General features: G+C 71.2%; 18 protein-coding genes. 6 read left to right on the forward strand and 12 right to left on the reverse strand.

Going from position 1 to position 20,233, the window contains the following annotated elements:
- Positions 1-3: 3 nt before the first annotated feature.
- Positions 4-213 carry a hypothetical protein gene (locus tag DEJ48_RS17035; protein WP_150217023.1) on the reverse strand — a complete coding sequence of 70 codons (210 nt, stop codon included), beginning with the start codon at positions 211-213 and terminating at the stop codon, positions 4-6.
- Between the two features lie 88 nt (positions 214-301).
- Positions 302-2,071 carry a lysine--tRNA ligase gene (gene lysS / locus DEJ48_RS17040; RefSeq protein ID WP_150217024.1) on the reverse strand — a complete coding sequence of 590 codons (1,770 nt, stop codon included), beginning with the start codon at positions 2,069-2,071 and terminating at the stop codon, positions 302-304.
- A 145-nt stretch (positions 2,072-2,216) separates the two neighbouring features.
- Here lysS and argS point away from each other — a divergent pair, with 145 nt between their 5' ends.
- A complete protein-coding gene (gene argS / locus DEJ48_RS17045; RefSeq protein WP_150217025.1) occupies positions 2,217-3,983 on the forward strand; it encodes an arginine--tRNA ligase in 1,767 nt (588 codons plus the stop codon).
- Between the two features lie 26 nt (positions 3,984-4,009).
- Here argS and DEJ48_RS17050 read toward each other — a convergent pair whose 3' ends face one another.
- From DEJ48_RS17050 to DEJ48_RS17060, 3 genes are all read right to left on the reverse strand, one after another.
- A complete protein-coding gene (locus tag DEJ48_RS17050; RefSeq protein WP_150217026.1) occupies positions 4,010-4,951 on the reverse strand; it encodes a hypothetical protein in 942 nt (313 codons plus the stop codon).
- A 111-nt stretch (positions 4,952-5,062) separates the two neighbouring features.
- Complete coding sequence (locus DEJ48_RS17055; RefSeq protein ID WP_150217027.1) at positions 5,063-6,286, reverse strand: PLP-dependent aminotransferase family protein; 1,224 nt, start codon at positions 6,284-6,286, stop codon at positions 5,063-5,065.
- 101 nt (positions 6,287-6,387) lie between these two features.
- Positions 6,388-7,746, reverse strand: a complete 1,359-nt coding sequence (locus DEJ48_RS17060) for a helix-turn-helix domain-containing protein (protein ID WP_150217028.1) — start codon at positions 7,744-7,746, stop codon at positions 6,388-6,390.
- Positions 7,747-7,932: 186 nt separating this feature from the next.
- Here DEJ48_RS17060 and DEJ48_RS17065 point away from each other — a divergent pair, with 186 nt between their 5' ends.
- Both DEJ48_RS17065 and DEJ48_RS17070 read left to right on the forward strand, forming a co-directional pair.
- Positions 7,933-8,190 carry a hypothetical protein gene (locus DEJ48_RS17065; RefSeq protein WP_150217029.1) on the forward strand — a complete coding sequence of 86 codons (258 nt, stop codon included), beginning with the start codon at positions 7,933-7,935 and terminating at the stop codon, positions 8,188-8,190.
- 109 nt (positions 8,191-8,299) lie between these two features.
- Positions 8,300-8,773, forward strand: a complete 474-nt coding sequence (locus tag DEJ48_RS17070; protein WP_150217030.1) for a carboxymuconolactone decarboxylase family protein — start codon at positions 8,300-8,302, stop codon at positions 8,771-8,773.
- Positions 8,774-8,869: 96 nt separating this feature from the next.
- On the opposite strand, the gene DEJ48_RS17075 is transcribed toward DEJ48_RS17070, so the two are convergent.
- The 7 genes from DEJ48_RS17075 to DEJ48_RS17105 all read right to left on the reverse strand — a co-directional run bounded on the left by DEJ48_RS17075 (position 8,870) and on the right by DEJ48_RS17105 (position 16,550).
- Entirely contained in the window at positions 8,870-9,850 is a 981-nt protein-coding gene (locus DEJ48_RS17075) for a zinc-binding dehydrogenase (protein ID WP_150217031.1), read from the reverse strand.
- Between the two features lie 78 nt (positions 9,851-9,928).
- Complete coding sequence (hemB, locus tag DEJ48_RS17080) at positions 9,929-10,918, reverse strand: porphobilinogen synthase (RefSeq protein ID WP_150217032.1); 990 nt, start codon at positions 10,916-10,918, stop codon at positions 9,929-9,931.
- A gap of 152 nt (positions 10,919-11,070) precedes the next feature.
- A complete protein-coding gene (locus DEJ48_RS17085) occupies positions 11,071-12,726 on the reverse strand; it encodes a uroporphyrinogen-III synthase (protein WP_150217033.1) in 1,656 nt (551 codons plus the stop codon).
- Positions 12,723-13,682 carry a hydroxymethylbilane synthase gene (hemC, locus tag DEJ48_RS17090; RefSeq protein ID WP_150217034.1) on the reverse strand — a complete coding sequence of 320 codons (960 nt, stop codon included), beginning with the start codon at positions 13,680-13,682 and terminating at the stop codon, positions 12,723-12,725. Before hemC ends, DEJ48_RS17085 begins: the two co-directional genes overlap by 4 nt.
- The gene (locus tag DEJ48_RS17095) at positions 13,679-15,217 is read right to left on the reverse strand and encodes a glutamyl-tRNA reductase (protein WP_150217035.1); all 1,539 of its coding nucleotides are present in this window, start codon (positions 15,215-15,217) and stop codon (positions 13,679-13,681) included. Before DEJ48_RS17095 ends, hemC begins: the two co-directional genes overlap by 4 nt.
- The gene (locus tag DEJ48_RS17100; protein ID WP_150170720.1) at positions 15,214-15,969 is read right to left on the reverse strand and encodes a redox-sensing transcriptional repressor Rex; all 756 of its coding nucleotides are present in this window, start codon (positions 15,967-15,969) and stop codon (positions 15,214-15,216) included. The genes DEJ48_RS17095 and DEJ48_RS17100 overlap by 4 nt, the downstream gene beginning before the upstream one ends.
- A 305-nt stretch (positions 15,970-16,274) precedes the next feature.
- On the reverse strand, positions 16,275-16,550 hold the full coding sequence (locus tag DEJ48_RS17105; protein WP_150217036.1) for a glutaredoxin family protein: 276 nt from the start codon (positions 16,548-16,550) through the stop codon (positions 16,275-16,277).
- A gap of 104 nt (positions 16,551-16,654) precedes the next feature.
- Here DEJ48_RS17105 and DEJ48_RS17110 point away from each other — a divergent pair, with 104 nt between their 5' ends.
- The 3 genes from DEJ48_RS17110 (at position 16,655) to DEJ48_RS17120 (ending at position 20,193) form a co-directional block, all read left to right on the forward strand.
- A complete protein-coding gene (locus DEJ48_RS17110; RefSeq protein WP_150217037.1) occupies positions 16,655-17,608 on the forward strand; it encodes an HAD family hydrolase in 954 nt (317 codons plus the stop codon).
- A 298-nt stretch (positions 17,609-17,906) separates the two neighbouring features.
- Positions 17,907-18,701, forward strand: a complete 795-nt coding sequence (locus DEJ48_RS17115; RefSeq protein WP_150217038.1) for an ECF subfamily RNA polymerase sigma factor, BldN family — start codon at positions 17,907-17,909, stop codon at positions 18,699-18,701.
- A gap of 238 nt (positions 18,702-18,939) precedes the next feature.
- Positions 18,940-20,193 carry a DUF5667 domain-containing protein gene (locus DEJ48_RS17120; RefSeq protein WP_150217039.1) on the forward strand — a complete coding sequence of 418 codons (1,254 nt, stop codon included), beginning with the start codon at positions 18,940-18,942 and terminating at the stop codon, positions 20,191-20,193.
- Positions 20,194-20,233 lie beyond the last annotated feature (40 nt).

The following is a 20,233-nucleotide window of genomic DNA, read 5'->3' on the forward strand; positions in this document are numbered from 1 at the left end:
GGTTCAGGCCCGCGCCCGCTGCCTCTTCTTGGCGGTCTCTCCGTAGACCGCGAGCACCACGCCCACCGCGATGAGCGCGGCGTAGAGGGGCGTGGGCACGTCCCACCACTTCTTCAGCATGCCCCAGGGCTCGTCGCCGAAGGTGCGTCCTGCGACGCCGAGTGCTCCCTGGATGCCGACGACCCAGCCGACGATGGCGATGATTTCCTTCATGCGTCCACCATCGGCCAGGGATCGTCCGTTCACGTCCTGCCTCCGGCCGAACCGGAGGTAGTCCGAAGGATGCAGCCCGCGTGCGGTTTTACGCGGCCAGCAGCTTGCGCACGCGGTCCGCGCCGACCGCGAGGAGCAGGGTGGGCAGGCGCGGGCCGGTCTCGCGGGTGACCAGGAGGCGGTACAGGAGCGCGAAGAACGAGCGCTGGGCGACCTTGATCTCCGGCGGGAGTTCCTTCGCCGTCGCGTCCGCGGAGAAGCCGGCCTGCACCTTCGGCACGCCGTAGACGAGGTGGGTGAGGCCGTCCAGGGACCAGTGCGAGTCCAGGCCCTCCAGGAGGAGGCGCAGGGACTCGCGGCCCTCGTCGTCCAGGGAGGACAGGAGCTCCGTGTCCGGCTCGGAGCGGACGATGGTGCGGGCGTCGGCCGGGACCTGGGTGGTGATCCAGTTCTCGGCGCGGTCGAGGCGCGGGCGGGCCTCGTCGAGGGACGTGATGGGGTCGGAGGGGTCCAGGTCCCGCAGGATGCGCAGGGTCTGGTCCTCGGCGCCGGCGGTGATGTCGGCGACGGAGGCCAGCGTGCGGTAGGGCAGCGGGCGCGGGGTGCGCGGCAGCTCACCGGCGGCCGTGCGGACCGCCCGCGAGTGCGCGGCGGCGTCCGCGGGCAGCGCGGAACCGTCGGCGACCTTCGCCTCCAGCTTGTCCCACTCGTCGTAGAGCCGCTGGATCTCCTGGTCGAAGGCGATCTTGAAGGACTGGTTGGGCTTGCGGCGCGCGTAGAGCCAGCGCAGCAGCGGCGCCTCCATGATCTTCAGGGCGTCGGCCGGGGTGGGCACGCCGCCCTTGGAGGACGACATCTTCGCCATGCCGGAGATGCCCACGAAGGCGTACATCGGGCCGATGGGCTGCACGCCGTCGAAGATCTCGCGCACGATCTGCCCGCCGACCACGAAGGACGAGCCGGGCGAGGAGTGGTCCACGCCGCTGGGCTCGAAGATGACGCCCTCGTACGCCCAGCGCATGGGCCAGTCGACCTTCCAGACCAGCTTGCCGCGGTCGAACTCGTTCAGCCGGACCGTCTCGCCGAAGCCGCACGCCGTGCAGGTGTAGACGAGCTCGGTGGTCTCGTCGTCGTACGAGACGACCGTCGTGAGGTCCTTCTCGCACTGTCCGCAGTACGGCTTGTACGGGAAGTACCCGCTGGTGCCGCCGCTGCCGTCGTCCTCGGAAGCCGCGCCGGAGCCCTCGGCGGCCTCCAGCTCGGCCTCGTCGACCGGCTTCTGCGACTGCTTCTTGCCGGGCGCCTTCTTGGTCCGGTACTGATCGAGGATCGCGTCGATGTCAGCGCGGTGCTTCATCGCGTGCAGGACCTGCTCGCGGTAGGCACCGGAGGTGTACTGCTCGGTCTGGCTGATCCCGTCGTACTCCACGCCGAGCTCGGCGAGCGCCTCGGTCATGGCCGCCTTGAAGTGCTCGGCCCAGTTCGGGTACGCGGAGCCCGCGGGCGCCGGGACGGACGTCAGGGGCTTGCCGATGTGCTCGGCCCAGGACTCGTCGATGCCGGGGACGCCGGCCGGGACCTTGCGGTACCGGTCGTAGTCGTCCCAGGAGATGAGGTGCCGGACCTGGTACCCGCGGCGGCGGATCTCGTCGGCGACCAGGTGCGGGGTCATGACCTCGCGGAGGTTGCCCAGGTGGATGGGGCCCGAGGGGGAGAGTCCGGAGGCGACGACGACCACCGGCGCGGCCGCGCCATCGTGTTTCGCGCCCGGGGCACGACGCTCCGACTCGGCGATGACCTCGTCCGCGTAGCGGGAGACCCAGTCGGTGGTATCGGTGCTCTGAGCCACGATCGGCACGCCTTTCTTCTCTATATGAGTACCGCTTGACGGAGCCATTCTCCCAGGTCGTCCCGTAACCGCGAAAACCGCTTTTCACCGCGTGGGATACTCGGTTTTCGTAGCTTCAGCACACCCAGGCACCCGAGCAGAACGGCACCCATTCATGGCCTCGGTCACGTCCCTCACCGCTTCCGTCCACCAGCGCCTCGCGGACGCCCTCTCGGCTGCCCTGCCGGAGGCCGGCGCCGCCGACCCGCTGCTGCGACGAAGCGACCGGGCCGACTACCAGGCCAACGGCATCCTGGCGCTCGCGAAGAAGGCCAAGGCGAACCCGCGCGAGCTGGCCGCCCAGGTCGTCGAGCGGATCACCCACGGCGACCTGCTCGCCGATGTCGAGGTGTCGGGCCCCGGGTTCCTGAACGTCACGGTCACCGACAGCGCGATCACCCGGACGCTCGCGGACCGAGCCGCCGACGGCGACCGGCTCGGCGTCCCGCTGAACCCCGCCGCGGGCACGACGGTGATCGACTACGCGCAGCCGAACGTGGCGAAGGAGATGCACGTCGGCCACCTGCGCTCCGCCGTCATCGGCGACGCGCTGCGCCACATGCTGGACTTCACCGGCGAGAAGACGATCGGCCGCCACCACATCGGCGACTGGGGCACCCAGTTCGGCATGCTCATCCAGTACCTGATCGAGAACCCGGGCGAGCTGGCACCGGCCGACGAGGTCGACGGCGAGCAGGCCATGTCGAACCTGAACCGGATCTACAAGGCGTCGCGTGCCGTCTTCGACGCGGACGAGGCCTTCAAGGAGCGCTCCCGCAAGCGGGTCGTCGCCCTGCAGTCCGGCGACAAGGAGACGCTCGACCTGTGGCAGCGCTTCGTCGACGAGTCGAAGGTCTACTTCTACTCGGTCTTCGAGAAGCTGGACATGGAGGTCCGTGACGACGAGATCGTCGGCGAGTCCGCGTACAACGACCTGATGCCGGAGACCGCCCGTCTCCTGGAGGAGTCGGGCGTGGCCGTCCGCTCCGAGGGCGCGCTCGTCGTGTTCTTCGACGAGATCCGCGGCAAGGACGACCAGCCGGTCCCGCTGATCGTGCAGAAGGCGGACGGCGGCTTCGGGTACGCGGCGTCCGACCTCTCGGCGATCCGCAACCGCGTCCTGGACCTGAACGCGTCGACGCTGTTGTACGTGGTGGACGTGCGGCAGTCGCTGCACTTCAAGATGGTCTTCGAGGCGGCCCGCCGGATGGGCTGGCTGAACGACGACGTCACCGCGCACAACATGGGCTACGGCACGGTGCTCGGCGCGGACGGCAAGCCGTTCAAGACGCGTGCGGGTGAGACGGTGCGCCTGGAGGACCTGCTCGACGAGGCGGTCGAGCGGGCGACGGCCGTGGTGCGGGAGAAGGCCGAGAAGGTCGGCCTCTCCGAGGAGGAGATCGTCGAGAACGGGCGGTACGTGGGCATCGGCGCCGTGAAGTACGCGGACCTGTCGACGTCGGCCAACCGTGACTACAAGTTCGACCTCGACCAGATGGTGTCCCTGAACGGCGACACGTCGGTCTACCTCCAGTACGCGTACGCGCGGATCAAGTCGATCCTGCGCAAGGCGGGCGCCGATTCGGCCCCTGCGGCGCACCCGGAGCTCGAACTCGCCCCGGCCGAGCGCGCGTTGGGCCTGCACCTGGACGCGTTCGGCGACACGGTCGCGGAGGCCGCCGCGGAGTACGCGCCGCACAAGCTGGCCGCGTACCTGTACCAGCTGGCGTCGCTGTACACGACGTTCTACGACAAGTGCCCGGTCCTGAAGGCCGAGACCCCGGCGCAGGTCGAGAACCGTCTGTTCCTCTGCGACATCACGGCCCGGACGCTGCACCAGGGCATGGCGCTGCTCGGCATCAGGACGCCCGAGCGCCTCTGACGCCCGGGCGGTCCTGACGGGGCGGGTCAGGCGTAGTAGTGGATGGTGCCGTTCAGCGCGGCGGTGCCACCGTCGCCGCAGATCTGCTTGAACGTCGCGGCGAACGCCTTCACCTCACCGGCCTCGTCCAGGGCGAGCTTGGTCACCTTGAACTCGCCCGACGTGGTGTTGCAGCCGCGGCCGTCGCCGGAGACGTCGAGCTGGCCGAGGCCGTCGTCGCCGAAGCGGTTGGCCCGGTAGGTCTTGCCGATCTCGAAGGTCTGCCCCTCGGGCGCGCCAATGTCCGCGGACCAGTCGTCGCGCTTCCCGGAGACCGAGTAGTGCACCCGGGAAGCGTCGCCGGACGCCCTGAAGGTGCTGGTGGAGCCGGTGTAGCCGACGGTGAGGCCGCCGCCGATGTAGTCGCCGGGGTCGCTCTGGAAGCGGTACGACAGCGGGTAGGCGCGGTACTTGACGGCGCCCTTGAGCGCGGGAGCCGTGGCGCTCTCGCAGTTCTGCGTGAACGAGGCGTCCAGGACGGTGACGTTGCCGTCCGCGTCCGTCTCGATCTGGTTGACCGCGAACTGTCCGTACACCTCGTTGCAGCCGCGGCTGCCGCCGCTGACGTCGAGGCCGGGCGAGCGGCCGGTGCGGAACGCGGCGCGCTCGGCCCCGCGGTAGACGCCGGGGTGCAGCTTCTCGCCCCGGGGCGCCGCGATGTCGATGCTCCACTCCGCGTCGGGCAGCCGCACCGTGAGGGACTCCGCCGTGCCGCTGATCCGCACCGGGCTCTGCGGGTCCTTGTACGTGCCCGACTCGCCCTGGCCTATGTAGTCGCCCGCCGCGCTCGTGTACGAGTAGGAGCTGACGGCGACCGGGTCGCCCGCCGCGGCCTGCGCGGGCGCGGCGACGGCGAGCAGGCCGCCGACTGCCGCGAAGCCGGCCAGGACGCGCCCGAGTCTGCGGACAGGCAGAACTGAACTGCGCATGGGAGATCCCCTCTGTGTGGAGCATCCGCACTCCCCAGGCGGATGAATTCTCAACAGAGGTCACCTTAGGCGCGAGGTTTGACAACTGCCTCTGAAATAACGCGAGTTCGCTCAGTTTTCACCAGAGGCCACCACAAGCGCACGCCCCAGCCGTCGCAGCCCTTCCGCGATCTCCTCCGGCGTCTGCGTCACGAAGCACATCCGCAGGGTCGCCCGGTCGGGTTCGCCCGCGAAGAAGGGGGCGCCGGGGACGTAGGCGACGTCGTGCGTGATGACGGTCCGCAGCAACTCCGTCGTGTCGTGGCCGTCCGGGAGCTTCGCCCACACGAACATGCCGCCCTCGGGACGGAGCCAGGAGGACCCCTCGGGGAGCGCGTCCGCGAGGCCCGCGAGCATCGCGTCCCGCCGCTCGCGGTAGACACCCGCCACACGCGCGACGTGCGCGTCCAGGTCCCGGTCGGCCAAGTACCGTGCCGCGGCGAGCTGGTTGACGGTGGGCGTGTGCAGGTCCGCGGCCTGCTTGGCGACGGCACAGGCGCGCAGCAGCCCGGCGGGGGCGCGCAGCCAGCCGAGCCGCAGGCCGGGCGCCATGACCTTGGAGAAGCTGGAGAGGAGCACGGTCCGGTCCCCGGCGCCGGGGTACGTGGCGATCCAGGGCGCGCGCTTCCCCTCGAAGCGCAGCTCGCCGTACGGGTCGTCCTCGACGATCCACAGTCCGAGCCGCTCGGCGACGCGGGCGATCGCCGCGCGCCGGTCGGCGGGCAGGGTGCGTCCCGTCGGGTTCTGGAAGGTGGGGACGGTGTACAGGAGCTTGGGGCGGTGCAGGGCGACGAGGTCTTCGAGCGCGGCGGGGTCGATGCCGGACTCGTCGCAGGGCACGGGCACCACGCGGGCGCCGGCGAACGCGAAGGCCTGGAGGGCCGCGAGGTAGCAGGGGTTCTCGACGAGGACGGTGTCGCCGGGCTCGACGAGCGCGGTCGCGAGGAGTGAGAGCGCCTGCTGCGATCCGGTGGTGACGAGCACGTCGTCGGCGTCGGTCGGCAGGCCCCGCACGCTCGTGCGGGCGGCTATGGCGGTACGGAGGGCGGGCTCGCCCTCGGTCGTCGCGTACTGGAGCGCCCGCTCGGGCGTCTCTTCGAGGACCGCGCGGAACGCGGCGGCGATGCCCTCGCCGTCGAAGAGGCCGGGGGCGGGCAGGCCGCCCGCGAAGTTGATGACCTCGGGCCGGGCGGTGACCGCGAGGATGTCCCGTACCGGCGAGCCCCCGACGGCCGCGGCGCGCGCGGCGAACGGCGGCAGGGGGGCTGCGGTGCGGGAGGGCTCGATGACGGTCACGGCGAAGCTCCTTGGGCTCTGGCAGCTGTGTAGCCCGCACCCTAAGCACGTAGGTGCGGGCTACACACGCCATTCCGGGATGCGGACGTGGCCGTACCGGGTCAGCCGTCCTGGAGCTGCCTGGTCCACTTGTCGGCGCCGGGCGGCCACCCGTAGGTGGGGCGCCCCTTCTTGCCGCTGGTGCGGAACGGCTTGCCCTGGTCGTCGATGCGCACGGAGTCGTGCCGCTTGCCGCTGGACCACTCCAGCTCCAGGTACCACCGCACGTCGTGCAGATCCGCGTCGGCGATGATGAAGAAGACCTCGGGGTCCTTCTCGCTGACCTTGTACGGGAAGTCGCGCTGCCCCGACTGCGGTGTGACGTTCGGCGAACCGGCGTCGAGGTCGACGGAGAAGGACTTGGGGTCGACGTCGCCGCCGCAGCCGGTCGCCATCTGGAAGTTGTTCCAGGCCAGCGGCTCGCTGGTGCTCTGCACCCGGACGTTCATGTCCTGCAGTACGACGGTCTCCTCGCCCGTGCCCTGCACGGTGACCTCGATGAGCTGCCGGCCCGCCGGGACGGCTCCGAGGTCGCCGACCCAGGCGGCCGCGTCCTGCACGGCCGGCTGCTCCGGCACCTCGGAGGCCTTCCGGTTCACGAGGAAGTCCTGGAGGCAGGGGTCGTCCATGGCGTACGGCCTGGTGCGCACCGTCAACGCGTCGAAGGAGCTGCCGCTGTTGCCGCCCGCGGAGGCCGGTCCCTTGCCGGGGCCCCGTGACGTCCTGGGGTCGGCGCCGCCGCTCTTGGAGGGCGACGCGGAGGCGCCGTCCTTCTTCTCGCCGTCGACCTTCTTCTTGTCCTCGTCGGCCTTGTCCTTGCCCTTGCCGGTGGGGGCACCGTCGGGGGATTCGCCGGGACGGGGCGAGGCCGCGGCGCCCGTGTCCCGCTTGTTGCCGCCGTCATCGTCGCCGTTCATGGCGAGGGCGACGGAGCTGATGCCGACGACCGCGGCGACGGCGGCCGCGAGGATGAGGGGGCGGCGTCTGCGCGCCGGGGAGCGCTGCGGCCGGTCGGTGACCAAGTCGGCCTCGGAGCCGGGTTCTTCCGGGGCGGAGCCGGGGCTGTCCGGTGCGGAGCCGGGGCTGTCCGGCTCGGGCCAGGCACATCCCGGCGGGGGTTCGGCACGCACTTGCGGGGTCTCGTCGCGTACCGCCGCGGGTTCCGCGCGTTCCGGTTCCGCCTTCTTGCCCCGCGAGGCGTCCGCGAGGATCCACCGCCTGTGGACCTCGACGAGCTCCTCCGGGGACGCCTTGCAGAGGCGGGCGAACCGTTCCACGGGAGCGAACTCGGTCGGCACGGCGTCCCCGTTGCAGTACCGGTGCAACGTCGACGTGCTCATGTGGAGCCGTTTGGCCAGCACCCCGTAACTGAGCCCGGACCGCTCCTTGAGCTCCCGCAGCAGCTCCGCGAGAGTCGCCATCTCCGCCCTCCACCATTCCATTCACGCGTTCCAAGGGAACAACGTTCCCCCAGCTCAAAGCCGGTGCGGACGTTCCAGCGTCCCCAACTCCCCCGCACCCGTGGCGCGTAGGTCCCGCCACGGCACAAGCTGTGCTCCGCCAGGCAATCCAAGCACGCCGCATCCGGCACACAGTAAGGACCAGCCATGCCCCTCACCGGTTCCCGGATCGCCCCCGTTGTCCGCGGCGTCACGGTCACGACGCTGGTACTCGGCGCCCTTTCCCTGACGGGCTGCACCGACGGAACCGGCACTCGGGACGAGGGCGCGGCGACGTTCGTCGCACGGACGACGGACCAGCACAGCACGGTTCCGCTCCCGGGCTCCAACCGGCGCACCGCACACGACCCGGTTCCCTGCGCCGCCGACCGGCCCCCCTACCTCCCGGGCCCGTCACGCCGGTGACGATCACGTGAGACGCGGGTCACATCCACCCGTGTCACATTCCCGCCGGGTCCATCCGTCCTCACTGTGAACCACCCGGAATCACCGGCCAACGGCACAGGAGCACACCATGGAAGCCCGTCTGAACGTCTTCGCCAGCCCGTCCGCGGGCAAGGCCCTGAAGCACCTCACCGCGGTCCAGAAGGTCATCTCGGAAACGGGGCTGTCGGCCACCGTCCAGGAACTGGTCCGGATCCGCGCGAGCCAGATCAACGGCTGCGGCTTCTGCCTCGACATGCACACCAAGGAAGCGATCGCCGCCGGCGAGAACGCGACGCGTGTCCACCTGGTCGCCGCGTGGCGCGAGGCCAAGGTCTTCACCGACGCGGAGCGCGCCGCCCTGGAGCTGACGGAGGAGGGCACCCGCATCGCCGACGCGGCGGGCGGGGTCTCGGACGAGGTCTGGGGCAACGCCGCCAAGCACTTCGACGAGGAGCAGCTGACCGGTCTGACGATGCTGATCGCCCTGATCAACAGCTTCAACCGGCTGAACGTGATCGTCCAGCAGCCCGCCGGGGACTACCAGCCCGGCATGTTCGGCTGACCCTCCCGGCACGGGGGAGCTCCGGTCGGCTCACCATGCCGACCGGAGCCCCCCACGCAACTTCACCGCGCCCAACTTCCCGGCGCCTGAAGGGCATTACGGAACCAGCACCACCTTCCCCGTCGTCTCCCGCCGCTCGATGGCGGCGTGCGCCTCGGCCGCCCGCTCCAGCGGGAACGTCTGGACGGCGGGCACCAACTCCCCCTTGGCGGCGGCCTCCAGGGCCTGCCGCTCGTGCGCCGGGCCGTCGCCGGGGTTCTCCAGCAGGTGCAGCAGCGCGTTGGTGAAGGTGATGCCCCGCTCCGCGAGCACCTCGGGGCCGGGCTCGAAGGCGGTCTGCGACGACCAGCCGATGACGACGTACCGGCCGCCGTCGGCGATCAGCTCGAAGGCCGCCGCGCCCTTATCCCCGCTCACCCCGTCGAGTACGGCGGTGACGCGCCGCCCGCCGCCGAGCCGTTCGGCGACCTCGCGCTCCCAGCCGGGCCGGTCGTAGTCGACGGCGATGTCGGCGCCGAGGGCGCGTACGGCATCGACCTTGGCGGGCCCGCCCGCCGCGCCGATCACGGTCGCCCCCAGGGAGTGCGCGTACTGGACGACGAGCCGCCCCACGCCCCCGGCGGCGGAGGTGACCAACACCACGTCGTCCGGACGCAGTTGAGCGACACCGAGCAGCCCCATGGTCGTGGCGCCGGTCATCACCATCGTCACCGCGGCCTCGAAGCCCAGCCCGTCGGGGACGACGTGCGCCTGCCCGACGTCGGCGACGGCCAGTTCGGCGTACCCGCCGGGGGCCGCGCGCGGGACCACGACGGAGCGTCCGAGCCACGCGGTGTCGACGCCGGTCCCCACGGACTCCACCGTCCCCGCGACCTCACCGCCGAAGACCGCGGGCAGCTCGGGCAGGGGCGGCGCCATGTCGGACGCCTCGCCCCGGCGCATGACGGTCTCGACGAAGTGAACTCCCGCCGCCCGCACGGCGATCCGCACCTGGCCCGGCCCCGCGACGGGGTCGGGCAGGGTCTCGTTGCGGAGGTTCTCGGCGGGACCGAACTCGTGCAGGACGACAGCGCGCATGGTGTGCTCCTCGGAACGTGGAAACGTACGTCGATGCACACCACCCTCCGACCTCAACCAAGGTGGAGGTCAAGGGCCTCAGAGCTGCCGGGCCACCTCGGTCGCCCAGTACGTGAGGATCATGTTGGCGCCCGCGCGCCTGATCCCCGTCAGGGACTCCATGATCGCCCTGTCCCGGTCGATCCAGCCCCGCTCCGCGGCGGCCTCGATCATCGCGTACTCGCCACTGATCTGGTACGCCGCCACCGGCACGTCGACCGCGTCGGAGATCCGGGCGAGGATGTCGAGGTAGGGGCCCGCGGGCTTCACCATCACCATGTCGGCGCCCTCTTCGAGGTCGAGCGCCAGCTCCCGCAGCGACTCCCGGATGTTGGCCGGGTCCTGCTGGTAGGTCTTGCGGTCCCCCTTCAGGGACGACCCGACGGCCTCCCTGAAGGGACCGTAGAACGCCGAGGAGTACTTCGCGGTGTACGCGAGGATGGCGACGTCCTCGTGCCCGACCTGGTCCAACGCGTCACGGATGACACCGATCTGACCGTCCATCATGCCGCTCGGGCCCACCACATGGGCGCCCGCGTCGGCCTGTACCTGCGCCATCTCCGCGTACCGCTCCAGGGTCGCGTCGTTGTCCACGCGCCCCTGGTCGTCCAGGACACCGCAGTGACCGTGGTCGGTGGTCTCGTCGAGGCACAGGTCCGACATGACGATGAGGCCGTCGCCGACCTCGTCGCGCACATCGCGGAGCGCGACCTGCAGAATCCCGTCCGGGTCGGTGCCCGCCGTGCCCACGGCGTCCTTCTTCGACTCCTCCGGCACGCCGAACAGCATGATCCCGGCGACCCCGGCCTCCATCGCCTCGACGGCGGCCTTCTTCAGGCTGTCGCGGGTGTGCTGGAAGACGCCGGGCATGGCGCCGATCTCCACGGGGTCGCTGATCCCCTCGCGCACGAAGGCGGGCAGGATCAGATCGGCCGGATGAAGCCGCGTCTCGGCGACCATGCGCCGCATGGCGGGCGTGGTCCGCAGCCGCCGCGGCCGCGCCCCGGGAAACGATCCGTACTTGGTCACGTGAAACCTCACCTCGTGCTGCAGGTCACCCGTTGCCGGCCGACGTGCCGCAAGGGCGTTGCCCGCTGTGGGCAGTCGTGCCGCAGGGCGGCACGGGTGGGCACAGCCCCCGGTGCAGAGCACCACATGGGGAGGCGCCCACCCAAAGGTACCTACGGGGCGGTACGGCGCCGACGGGACCCCGGTCGACGTTCACTGGGCCGAGTGACGGGGTCCCCCGCCTCAAGCGCCGCCGCCCGCCGCGCCGTACCGAACTCGGCCAACGCCTCGGCCAGCTTGTGGACGGACGGCTCAGGAGCCATCACGTCCACCCGCAATCCGTGCTCCTCCGCCGTCTTCGCCGTGGCGGGCCCGATGCACGCGATGACGGTGACGTTGTGCGGCTTCCCGGCGATGCCGACGAGATTCCGCACCGTGGACGACGACGTGAAGAGCACCGCGTCGAAGCCACCGCCCTTGATCGCCTCACGCGTGTCCGCCGGCGGCGGCGACGCCCGCACCGTCCGGTAGGCGGTGACGTCGTCGACCTCCCACCCGAGGTCGATGAGCCCGGCGACCAGCGTCTCCGTGGCGATGTCGGCCCGCGGCAGGAACACCCGGTCGATCGGGTCGAAGACCGGGTCGTAAGGCGGCCAGTCCTCCAGGAGCCCCGCGGCCGACTGCTCACCGCTCGGCACCAGGTCCGGCTTCACGCCGAAGGCGACCAGCGCGGCGGCGGTCTGCTCGCCGACGGCCGCGACCTTGATCCCGGCGAAGGCACGAGCGTCGAGCCCGTACTCCTCGAACTTCTCCCGCACCGCCTTGACGGCGTTGACGGAGGTGAAGGCGATCCACTCGTACCGCCCGGTGACCAGGCCCTTGACCGCGCGCTCCATCTGCTGGGGCGTGCGCGGCGGCTCGACCGCGATGGTCGGGACCTCGTGGGGCACGGCGCCGTAGGACCGCAGCTGGTCGGAGAGCGAGGCCGCCTGCTCCTTCGTACGCGGCACGAGGACGCGCCACCCGAAGAGCGGCTTCGACTCGAACCACGACAGCTGGTCGCGCTGGGCGGGGGCCGAACACTCGCCGACCACGGCTATGACGGGCCGGCCGCCGTCCGGCGAGGGCAGCACCTTCGCCTGCTTGAGGACCTGCGCGACCGTGCCGAGCGTCGCGGTCCAGGTGCGCTGGCGCGTCGTCGTACCGGCGACGGTCACGGTCATCGGGGTGTCCGGCTTGCGGCCCGCGGCGACCAGTTCACCGGCGGCCGCGGCCACGGAGTCCAGGGCCGTCGAGACGACGACGGTCCCGTCGGACACGCCGACCTCGCTCCAGCAGCGGTCGGAGGCGGTACGGGCGTCGACGAAGCGGACGTCCGTGCCCTGCGCGTCCCGCAGCGGCACACCCGCGTACGCGGGCACGCCGACGGCGGCCGCGATGCCGGGCACCACCTCGAAGGGGATGCCGGCGGCGGCGCAGGCGAGCATCTCCTCGGCCGCGTACGTGTCGAGGCCCGGGTCGCCGCTCACCGCACGCACGACCCGCCTGCCGCCCTTCGCTGCCTCCATGACAAGATTGGCCGCAGCTCGGAACGGCGTCGCGTCGGCGGTCATTGACGTGTCGTCAGCTGTCGGCTGGGGTGTGTCCACACCTCCCCTGGCATGCACGCGGACGACGTCGAGCACATCCGGCTCGGCGATCAGCACATCCGCTCGGGCCAGCGCCTCGACGGCGCGCAGGGTCAGCAGTCCCGGATCTCCGGGTCCGGCACCGAGGAAGGTGACGTGCCCGTGTGCGGGAAGGCCGGGAAGGTTCGAGGTGGGGCTCAAAGTGCTCGCTCCCCCATCAGACCGGCCGCGCCCTTGGCGAGCATCTCGGCCGCGAGTTCGCGGCCCAGCGCCATGGCTTGGGTCTCCGTCTCGGGCACGGGACCGGTGGTGGACAGCTGCACCAGCGACGAGCCGTCGGTCGTACCGACGACGCCGCGCAGGCGCATTTCCTTGACAATCTGCCCGTCGGCCAGGACGTCGGCCAGCGCTCCCACAGGTGCGCTGCAACCGGCCTCCAGGGCGGCGAGCAGGGACCGCTCGGCGGTCACGGCGGCCCGGGTGTACGGGTCGTCGAGCTCGGCGAGCGCGGCGGCGAGTGACGCGTTGTGCGCGGCACACTCGACCGCCAGTGCCCCCTGGCCGGGGGCGGGCAGAACGGTGTCGACCGCGAGGAGCTCGGTCACCTCGTCGGCCCTGCCGACGCGGTTGAGTCCGGCGGCGGCGAGGACGACGGCGTCGAGCTCGCCCTTGTGCACGTATCCGATGCGGGTGTCGACGTTCCCGCGGATCGGCACGGTCTGGATGGACATGCCGTGGCTGCGCGCGTAGGCGTTCAGCTGCGCCATGCGGCGCGGCGAACCGGTGCCCACGCGGGCGCCGTCGGGCAGCTCCGCGAAGGTCAGGCCGTCGCGCGCCACCAGCGCGTCGCGCGGGTCCTCGCGGACCGGCACGGCGGCGAGGGTGAGCTCGGCGGGCTGCGCGGTGGGCAGGTCCTTGAGCGAGTGGACGGCGAAGTCGACCTCGCCACTGGCCAGCGCCTCGCGCAGCGCGGCGACGAAGACGCCGGTGCCACCGATCTGCGCGAGGTGCTCGCGCGAGGTGTCGCCGTACGTCGTGATCTCCACGAGCTCGACGGGACGCCCCGTCAGCTTCTGGACAGCCTCGGCCACGTGGCCGGACTGGGTCATGGCCAGCTTGCTGCGCCTGGTCCCGAGTCGATAGGCCCTCTCGGTCATGCCCGGCCTCTATTCGGGTCGTCGTTCTCGTTGTTCAAGTGGTCAGCCCTGCTGACCGCCGCGACCGTCTGCGGGTCGAGGTCGAAGAGCGTGCGCAGCGCGTCCGCGTACCCGGCGCCGCCGGGCTCGCTCGCCAGCTGCTTGACCCGCACCGTCGGCGCGTGCAGCAGCTTGTCGACGACACGGCGGACGGTCTGCGTGATCTCCGCGCGTTGCTTGTCCTCCAGGCCCGGCAGACGTCCTTCGAGCCGGGCCATCTCACCGGCCACCACGTCGGCGGCCATGGTGCGCAGGGCGACCACGGTCGGCGTGATGTGCGCGGCGCGCTGGGCGGCGCCGAAGGCGGCGACCTCGTCGGAGACGATGCCGCGGACCTTCTCCACGTCGTCGGCCATCGGGGCGTCCGCGGACGCCTCGGCGAGCGACTCGATGTCGACGAGGCGCACCCCGTCGATGCGGTGCACCGCGGCGTCGATGTCGCGCGGCATGGCGAGGTCGAGGAGTGCGAGTGACGTCGTACGCCCGCCGGGGGCGCCGCCGTCCCGCGCGGCGGCCGGTGCCGGGCCCTCGCCCGGCGCCTTCTCCAGCCACGCGGCATGCTGTTCGAAGTCGGTGGCTTCGCCTCCGCCGCCGGGGGTCGCGGGCGCGAACGGGTCCACGGCGGGCGCGGGGGCTTCGAGCACGACCGGCGGCGGGGTCGTACGGCCCACCGCGGCGGCGACGGCCTCGGCCGTGAGGACGAGTCCGGTCGCACCGGTGCAGGAGACGACCACGTCGGCACGTGTCAGTTCATCGGCCACGTCGGCCATGGGGACGGCGCGTGCCAGGGCCTCGGTGCCGGAGTCCGCGAGGATCTCCGCGAGGCGCCGGGCCCGCTCCTGGGTGCGGTTGGCGATGACCAGCTCGCGGACGCCCGCGCGCGCGAGCGTCGCCGCGGCCAGCGAGGACATCGAGCCCGCGCCGATCACCAGGGCGCGCTTGCCGTCGGCCCAGTTCTCCACGGAGCCGCCCTCGGCGAGCTGCTCCAGGCCGAAGGTGACGAGCGACTGCCCGGCCCGGTCGATGCCGGTCTCGGAGTGCGCGCGCTTGCCGACCCTGAGGGCCTGCTGGAAGAGGTCGTTGAGGAGCTTGCCCGCGGTGTGCAGCTCCTGCGAGCGCGCCAGGGCGTCCTTTATCTGGCCGAGGATCTGGCCCTCGCCGACGACCATCGAGTCGAGTCCGCACGCCACCGAGAACAGGTGGTGGACGGCACGGTCCTCGTAGTGGACGTAAAGATAAGGAGTGAGCTCCTCCAGGCCGACGCCGCTGTGCTGGGCGAGCAGCGTGGACAGCTCGGCGACGCCCGCGTGGAACTTGTCCACGTCGGCGTAGAGCTCGATGCGGTTGCAGGTGGCGAGCACGGCCGCCTCCGCGGCGGGCTCGGCGGCCAGGGTGTCCTGCAGGAGCTTGGCCTGCGCGTCGGCGGACAGCGCGGCGCGCTCCAGGACGCTCACCGGGGCGCTGCGGTGACTCAGCCCCACGACCAGGAGACTCATGCCGGCATCACGGCGGGAACGTCCCCGTCCGGTCCCTTGCGCTGCTGCTTGGCGGAGACGGGCGGGACGGGGCCCTCGGGGGCGGCGTCCTCACCGGCCTTGCGCTGCTCGTGGAAGGCGAGGATCTGCAGCTCGATGGAGAGGTCGACCTTGCGCACGTCGACGCCGTCCGGCACGGACAGGACCGTCGGCGCGAAGTTGAGGATGGAGGTCACACCGGCGGCGACGAGCCGCTCGCAGACCTGCTGGGCCGCGCCGGCGGGCGTCGAGATCACGCCGATCGAGACGCCGTTGTCGCTGATGATCTTCTCGAGCTCGTCGGTGTGCTGCACCGGCATGCCGGCGACCGGGGTGCCCGCCATCGCGGGGTCGGCGTCGATGAGCGCGGCGACACGGAACCCGCGCGAGGCGAATCCGCCGTAATTGGCGAGCGCGGCGCCGAGGTTGCCGATGCCGACGATGACGACCGGCCAGTCCTGGGTCAGCCCGAGTTCGCGGGAGATCTGGTAGACGAGATACTCGACGTCGTAGCCGACGCCGCGCGTCCCGTAGGAGCCCAGGTACGAGAAGTCCTTGCGCAGCTTCGCGGAGTTGACCCCCGCGGCGGCCGCGAGCTCCTCGGAGGAGACCGTGGGCACCGAGCGCTCCGACAGTGCGGTGAGGGCTCGGAGGTACAGCGGAAGCCTGGCGACGGTGGCCTCGGGAATTCCTCGGCTGCGGGTCGCCGGTCGGTGAGTTCGGCCAGTTGCCACGGTGCTCCTGCGGGTAGAGCGGGGCTGCAGGCGGTCACTCGTCCCCAGACCGCCCCGTCGAATGCAGGCTATGTCTTTGTGAACGCGTGCACAAAGATGGTGTCCGATTTGCCCGGCCAACGTGACCGGGGTCACGCGCTCCCGGCGCACGATCGTGGAACCGGCGCACGGGCGGCGTCGTCGCTCATTCAAGGGGGGCAAAACCGTACACACTCCTCACGATCATCGCCCCCGAGACCAAAACCGCCCCAAAGCGTAATCGACTTCGCGGGCACTTTGGACTGATCGGTCAGTGCCGGACGGCCCTAGCCCTCGAGCTCGCGCCGCAGCCGCGCCTCGTCCACGCGCCAGAAGGTGTGCTGCTCCCCGTCCACCAGAACGACCGGGATCTGCTCCCAGTAGGCCCGATGCAGCTCCTCGTCCCGCGTGATGTCCTTCTTCTCCCACGGTGTGCCGAGCTCCCCGCAGACCTTCTCGATCACCGACTGTGCGTCATCGCACAGATGGCACCCGGGCTTGCCGATGAGAGTGACCGACCGCTCCTGCGGCTTTCTCTTCGTACGACGAAAAATCGGGCTCATGCCGCCATTCTCGCCCCGCCCTGCCCCGGCCAGGACACGGAGAGTTCACAGGCCCGATTCCTCCCGACTCCGGAACCACCGAACAAACTGGCTATGCTCACGACATGGCCGCTCTCGGATGGCTCACCCCCCGTAGGCGCTCCGCCACGGCGCGGAGCGTGTTGGCAGGCGAGGCCTCGGCTGAGGCAGCGCGCAAGTCCTCCAGGAAGCAGGAGGAGCTCGACGCCCTCGCCGCTCGGGCCGAGCCCGACGAAGGCGAGCGGGAACCGGAGTTCCCCGTCGTCGGCGACGACAAGGCCGCCGCCTTCTTCGACCTCGACAACACCGTGATGCAGGGCGCCGCGATCTTCCACTTCGGCCGCGGGCTCTACAAGCGCAAGTTCTTCGAGCGCCAGGAGCTGTTCCGATTCGCCTGGCAGCAGGCCTGGTTCAGGCTCGCCGGCGTCGAGGACCCCGAGCACATGCAGGACGCCCGCGACAGCGCCCTGTCCATCGTCAAGGGCCACCGGGTCGCCGAGCTGATGTCCATCGGCGAGGAGATCTACGACGAGTACATGGCCGAGCGCATCTGGCCGGGCACCCGCGCCCTCGCCCAGGCCCACCTCGACGCGGGCCAGAAGGTCTGGCTGGTCACCGCCGCCCCGGTCGAGATCGCCACGGTCATCGCCCGCCGCCTCGGCCTGACCGGCGCCCTCGGCACCGTCGCCGAGTCGATCGGCGGCGTCTACACCGGAAAGCTCGTCGGCGAGCCGCTGCACGGCCCCGCGAAGGCCGAGGCCGTCCGCGCGCTGGCCGCAGCCGAGGGCCTGGACCTGGGCCGCTGCGCCGCGTACAGCGACTCGCACAACGACATCCCGATGCTCTCCCTCGTCGGGCACCCGTACGCGATCAATCCCGACGCCAAGCTGCGCAAGCACGCGCGCGAGCGGGACTGGCGGCTGCGGGACTACCGCACGGGCCGCAAGGCCGCGAAGGTCGGCATCCCGGCCGCCGCCGGCGTCGGCGCACTCGCGGGCGGCGCCGCCGCGGCCGTGGCCCTGCACCGCCGCCGCCACTGATTCCGTCGGTCCTACCCCGCCGCGCCTCCCGCCAGTCACGCCGGTAGCACTCGGCCACAACACGCCTCAGGCCGACACGGAATGTGAACTGATTCGATCAACAGTTGGTCACTCTGCGGTACTTGAACGGGCGTCAATCGGTTACAGAAGCGACGTAATCGATGATTTGAGCAACTGGGTGTAGCGCTGCCTGTACGAAGCGTTATTCTCCTCAGACGCATAACGGACCCCGCGCGTCGCTACGACGGGTGAACGGTCCCGCACTGCACGTGATGGAAGCTCTGCCTCTGGGAGTCCCGTGTACCCACACGTCGGGGTTGACGCCTCGGGCCTGGCTACGCTGCGCGCAACGGTCATCGACCGCTTGCGCGGCTTCGTCCCCACCGCGTACGCCGTCCCCGCCGTCCCCGCCCTTGCCGTCCCCGCACCCGCCGGGCCCTGCTACGCCCTGGCAAACAGCGGCGCGGCAGTCAGCAGACGGGCCCGTTCCGGTTCCGCTGCCGCCACTTCGACCCCCACCCCCCGCCGCCCCGCGGCGGACAGCGACAGCGCCCGCATGATGGACCTGGTCGAACGCGCCCAGGCCGGCGAGTCCGACGCCTTCGGACGCCTCTACGACCAGTACAGCGACACGGTCTACCGCTACATCTACTACCGCGTGGGCGGCAAGGCGACCGCCGAGGACCTCACCAGTGAGACCTTTCTGCGCGCCCTCCGCCGCATCGGCACCTTCACCTGGCAGGGCCGCGACTTCGGCGCCTGGCTGGTCACGATCGCACGCAACCTGGTCGCCGATCACTTCAAATCGAGCCGATTCCGCCTCGAGGTGACCACGGGCGAAATGCTCGACGCCAACGAGGTCGAGCGCAGCCCCGAGGACTCCGTCCTGGAGTCCCTCTCGAACGCCGCCCTCCTCGAAGCCGTCCGCCGCCTCAACCCGCAGCAGCAGGAGTGCGTGACCCTGCGCTTCCTCCAGGGCCTCTCCGTGGCGGAGACCGCGCGGGTCATGGGAAAGAACGAGGGCGCGATCAAGACCCTCCAGTACCGCGCGGTGCGCACGCTGGCCCGACTCCTGCCCGACGACGTCCGCTAGCGCTCCGTAGCGCCCAACTCACCTTCCGTGGCGGCCAGATGGGCGCCACGGAATTGTCGCGGTCCGATCATCTTTCGTCCGTAACCCAAGTGCCGCGACGCTCGTTGTGCGGGATGCAGGCTCCCTGTGGTCGCTACCTGGCTGGCTCCGCTCACTCGATCGTGTGGAAATGGTCAGGACATGCAACCCTCAGGACCCCCTGGGGAGTCGACCGTCTTGACGAGAGGAGGTGCCGCCAGTGATCGCGAACGTATCGGCCCACCGGCGGGCGAACGCCTTCGCCCAGGCCCTGGAGGAGCATTCCGACCAGGGTCCGGCGGCCGAGCAGTCCGTGGACTCCGCGCCCGTACCCGCGGCCGCACCCGTGGAGTCCCCCGAAACCACCGGCCGCGCCGAACCGTCCGAGCAGAGCCACATGCTGGCCCTGACGGACGGTCTCGACGCGCTGCCCAAGCCCGCCCTGGACCCCGAGGTCAAGGTCGTCCAGCGCGCCCAGCTCGTGGCCGCGATGGAAGCCATGTTCCTCGAGGGCGGCAGTCCTTCCGTTCCCGAGCAACGGTCCCGCAAGGGGGCCCACCGAGCGGGTGCTCTGCGGAAGTTGCGGCCGCGCTCCCGTCTGTCCAAGGGCATCGCGGCGGGCGGCCTCACGGTCGGCGTCGCCGCGGGCGCGTTCGGCGGAGTGGCGGCGGCCAGCTCCGACGCACTCCCCGGCGATTCGTTGTACGGCCTCAAGCGCGGCATGGAGGACTTCAAGCTGGGCCTGGCCGACGACGACACCGACCGCGGCCAGATCTACCTGGACCATGCGTCGACCCGCCTGAACGAGGCCCGCAGGCTCATGGAGCGGGGCCGCTCCGGCGCCCTGGACCACGAGTCCCTCGGCGAGGTCAGGCGAGCCCTCTCCGGCATGCGGCACGACGCCACGGAGGGCCACCGCCTGCTCCTGGAGGCGTACGAGCGGGACGGCTCCCTGGGCCCCATCCAGGCGCTGTCCGCTTTCTCCCGGTCGCACCGCGAGGCATGGACCGACCTCCAGGGCCGCCTGCCCGTCCAGCTGGGCGACGTCGGAGAGCAGGTGAACTCCGTCTTCGACGCCATAGACGAAGAGGTCGACCCGCTGCGCTCCCTCCTGCCCAGCGCACCGGAGAAGGGCGGCTCCAGCGGGCGTACGTCGCAGAGCCCCAGCGGCTCGGACAGCGCCGACGGCCGGACGTCCCATCCCTCGGGCGGCGGCAGTTCGCACAGCAGCGGCACGGGCAGCGACAGCAAGCCGAAGCCGTCCACGTCGGACCGCAAGGACGACGGCCTGCTGGGCGGCACCACCGGCGGCCTCCTCGACCCACCGGACGAGAAGACCAGCCCGGAGCCCTCGGACGGCAAGAGCAAACCCGGCCAGCACAGCACACCGGCCGAGCCGGACGTGACGCTGCCACCGCTCCTGCCCGGCCTCCAGCTCCCGGAGCTCGGCATCAAGGGCGAGGACGCGAACTGACTCCTGCCCGTACGTGACTGGGGGCGCCTTCCTTACGAGG

The sequence above is a fragment of the Streptomyces venezuelae genome, from assembly GCF_008642315.1.
In the GTDB taxonomy this organism is placed as follows: Bacteria; Actinomycetota; Actinomycetes; order Streptomycetales; family Streptomycetaceae; genus Streptomyces; species Streptomyces venezuelae_D.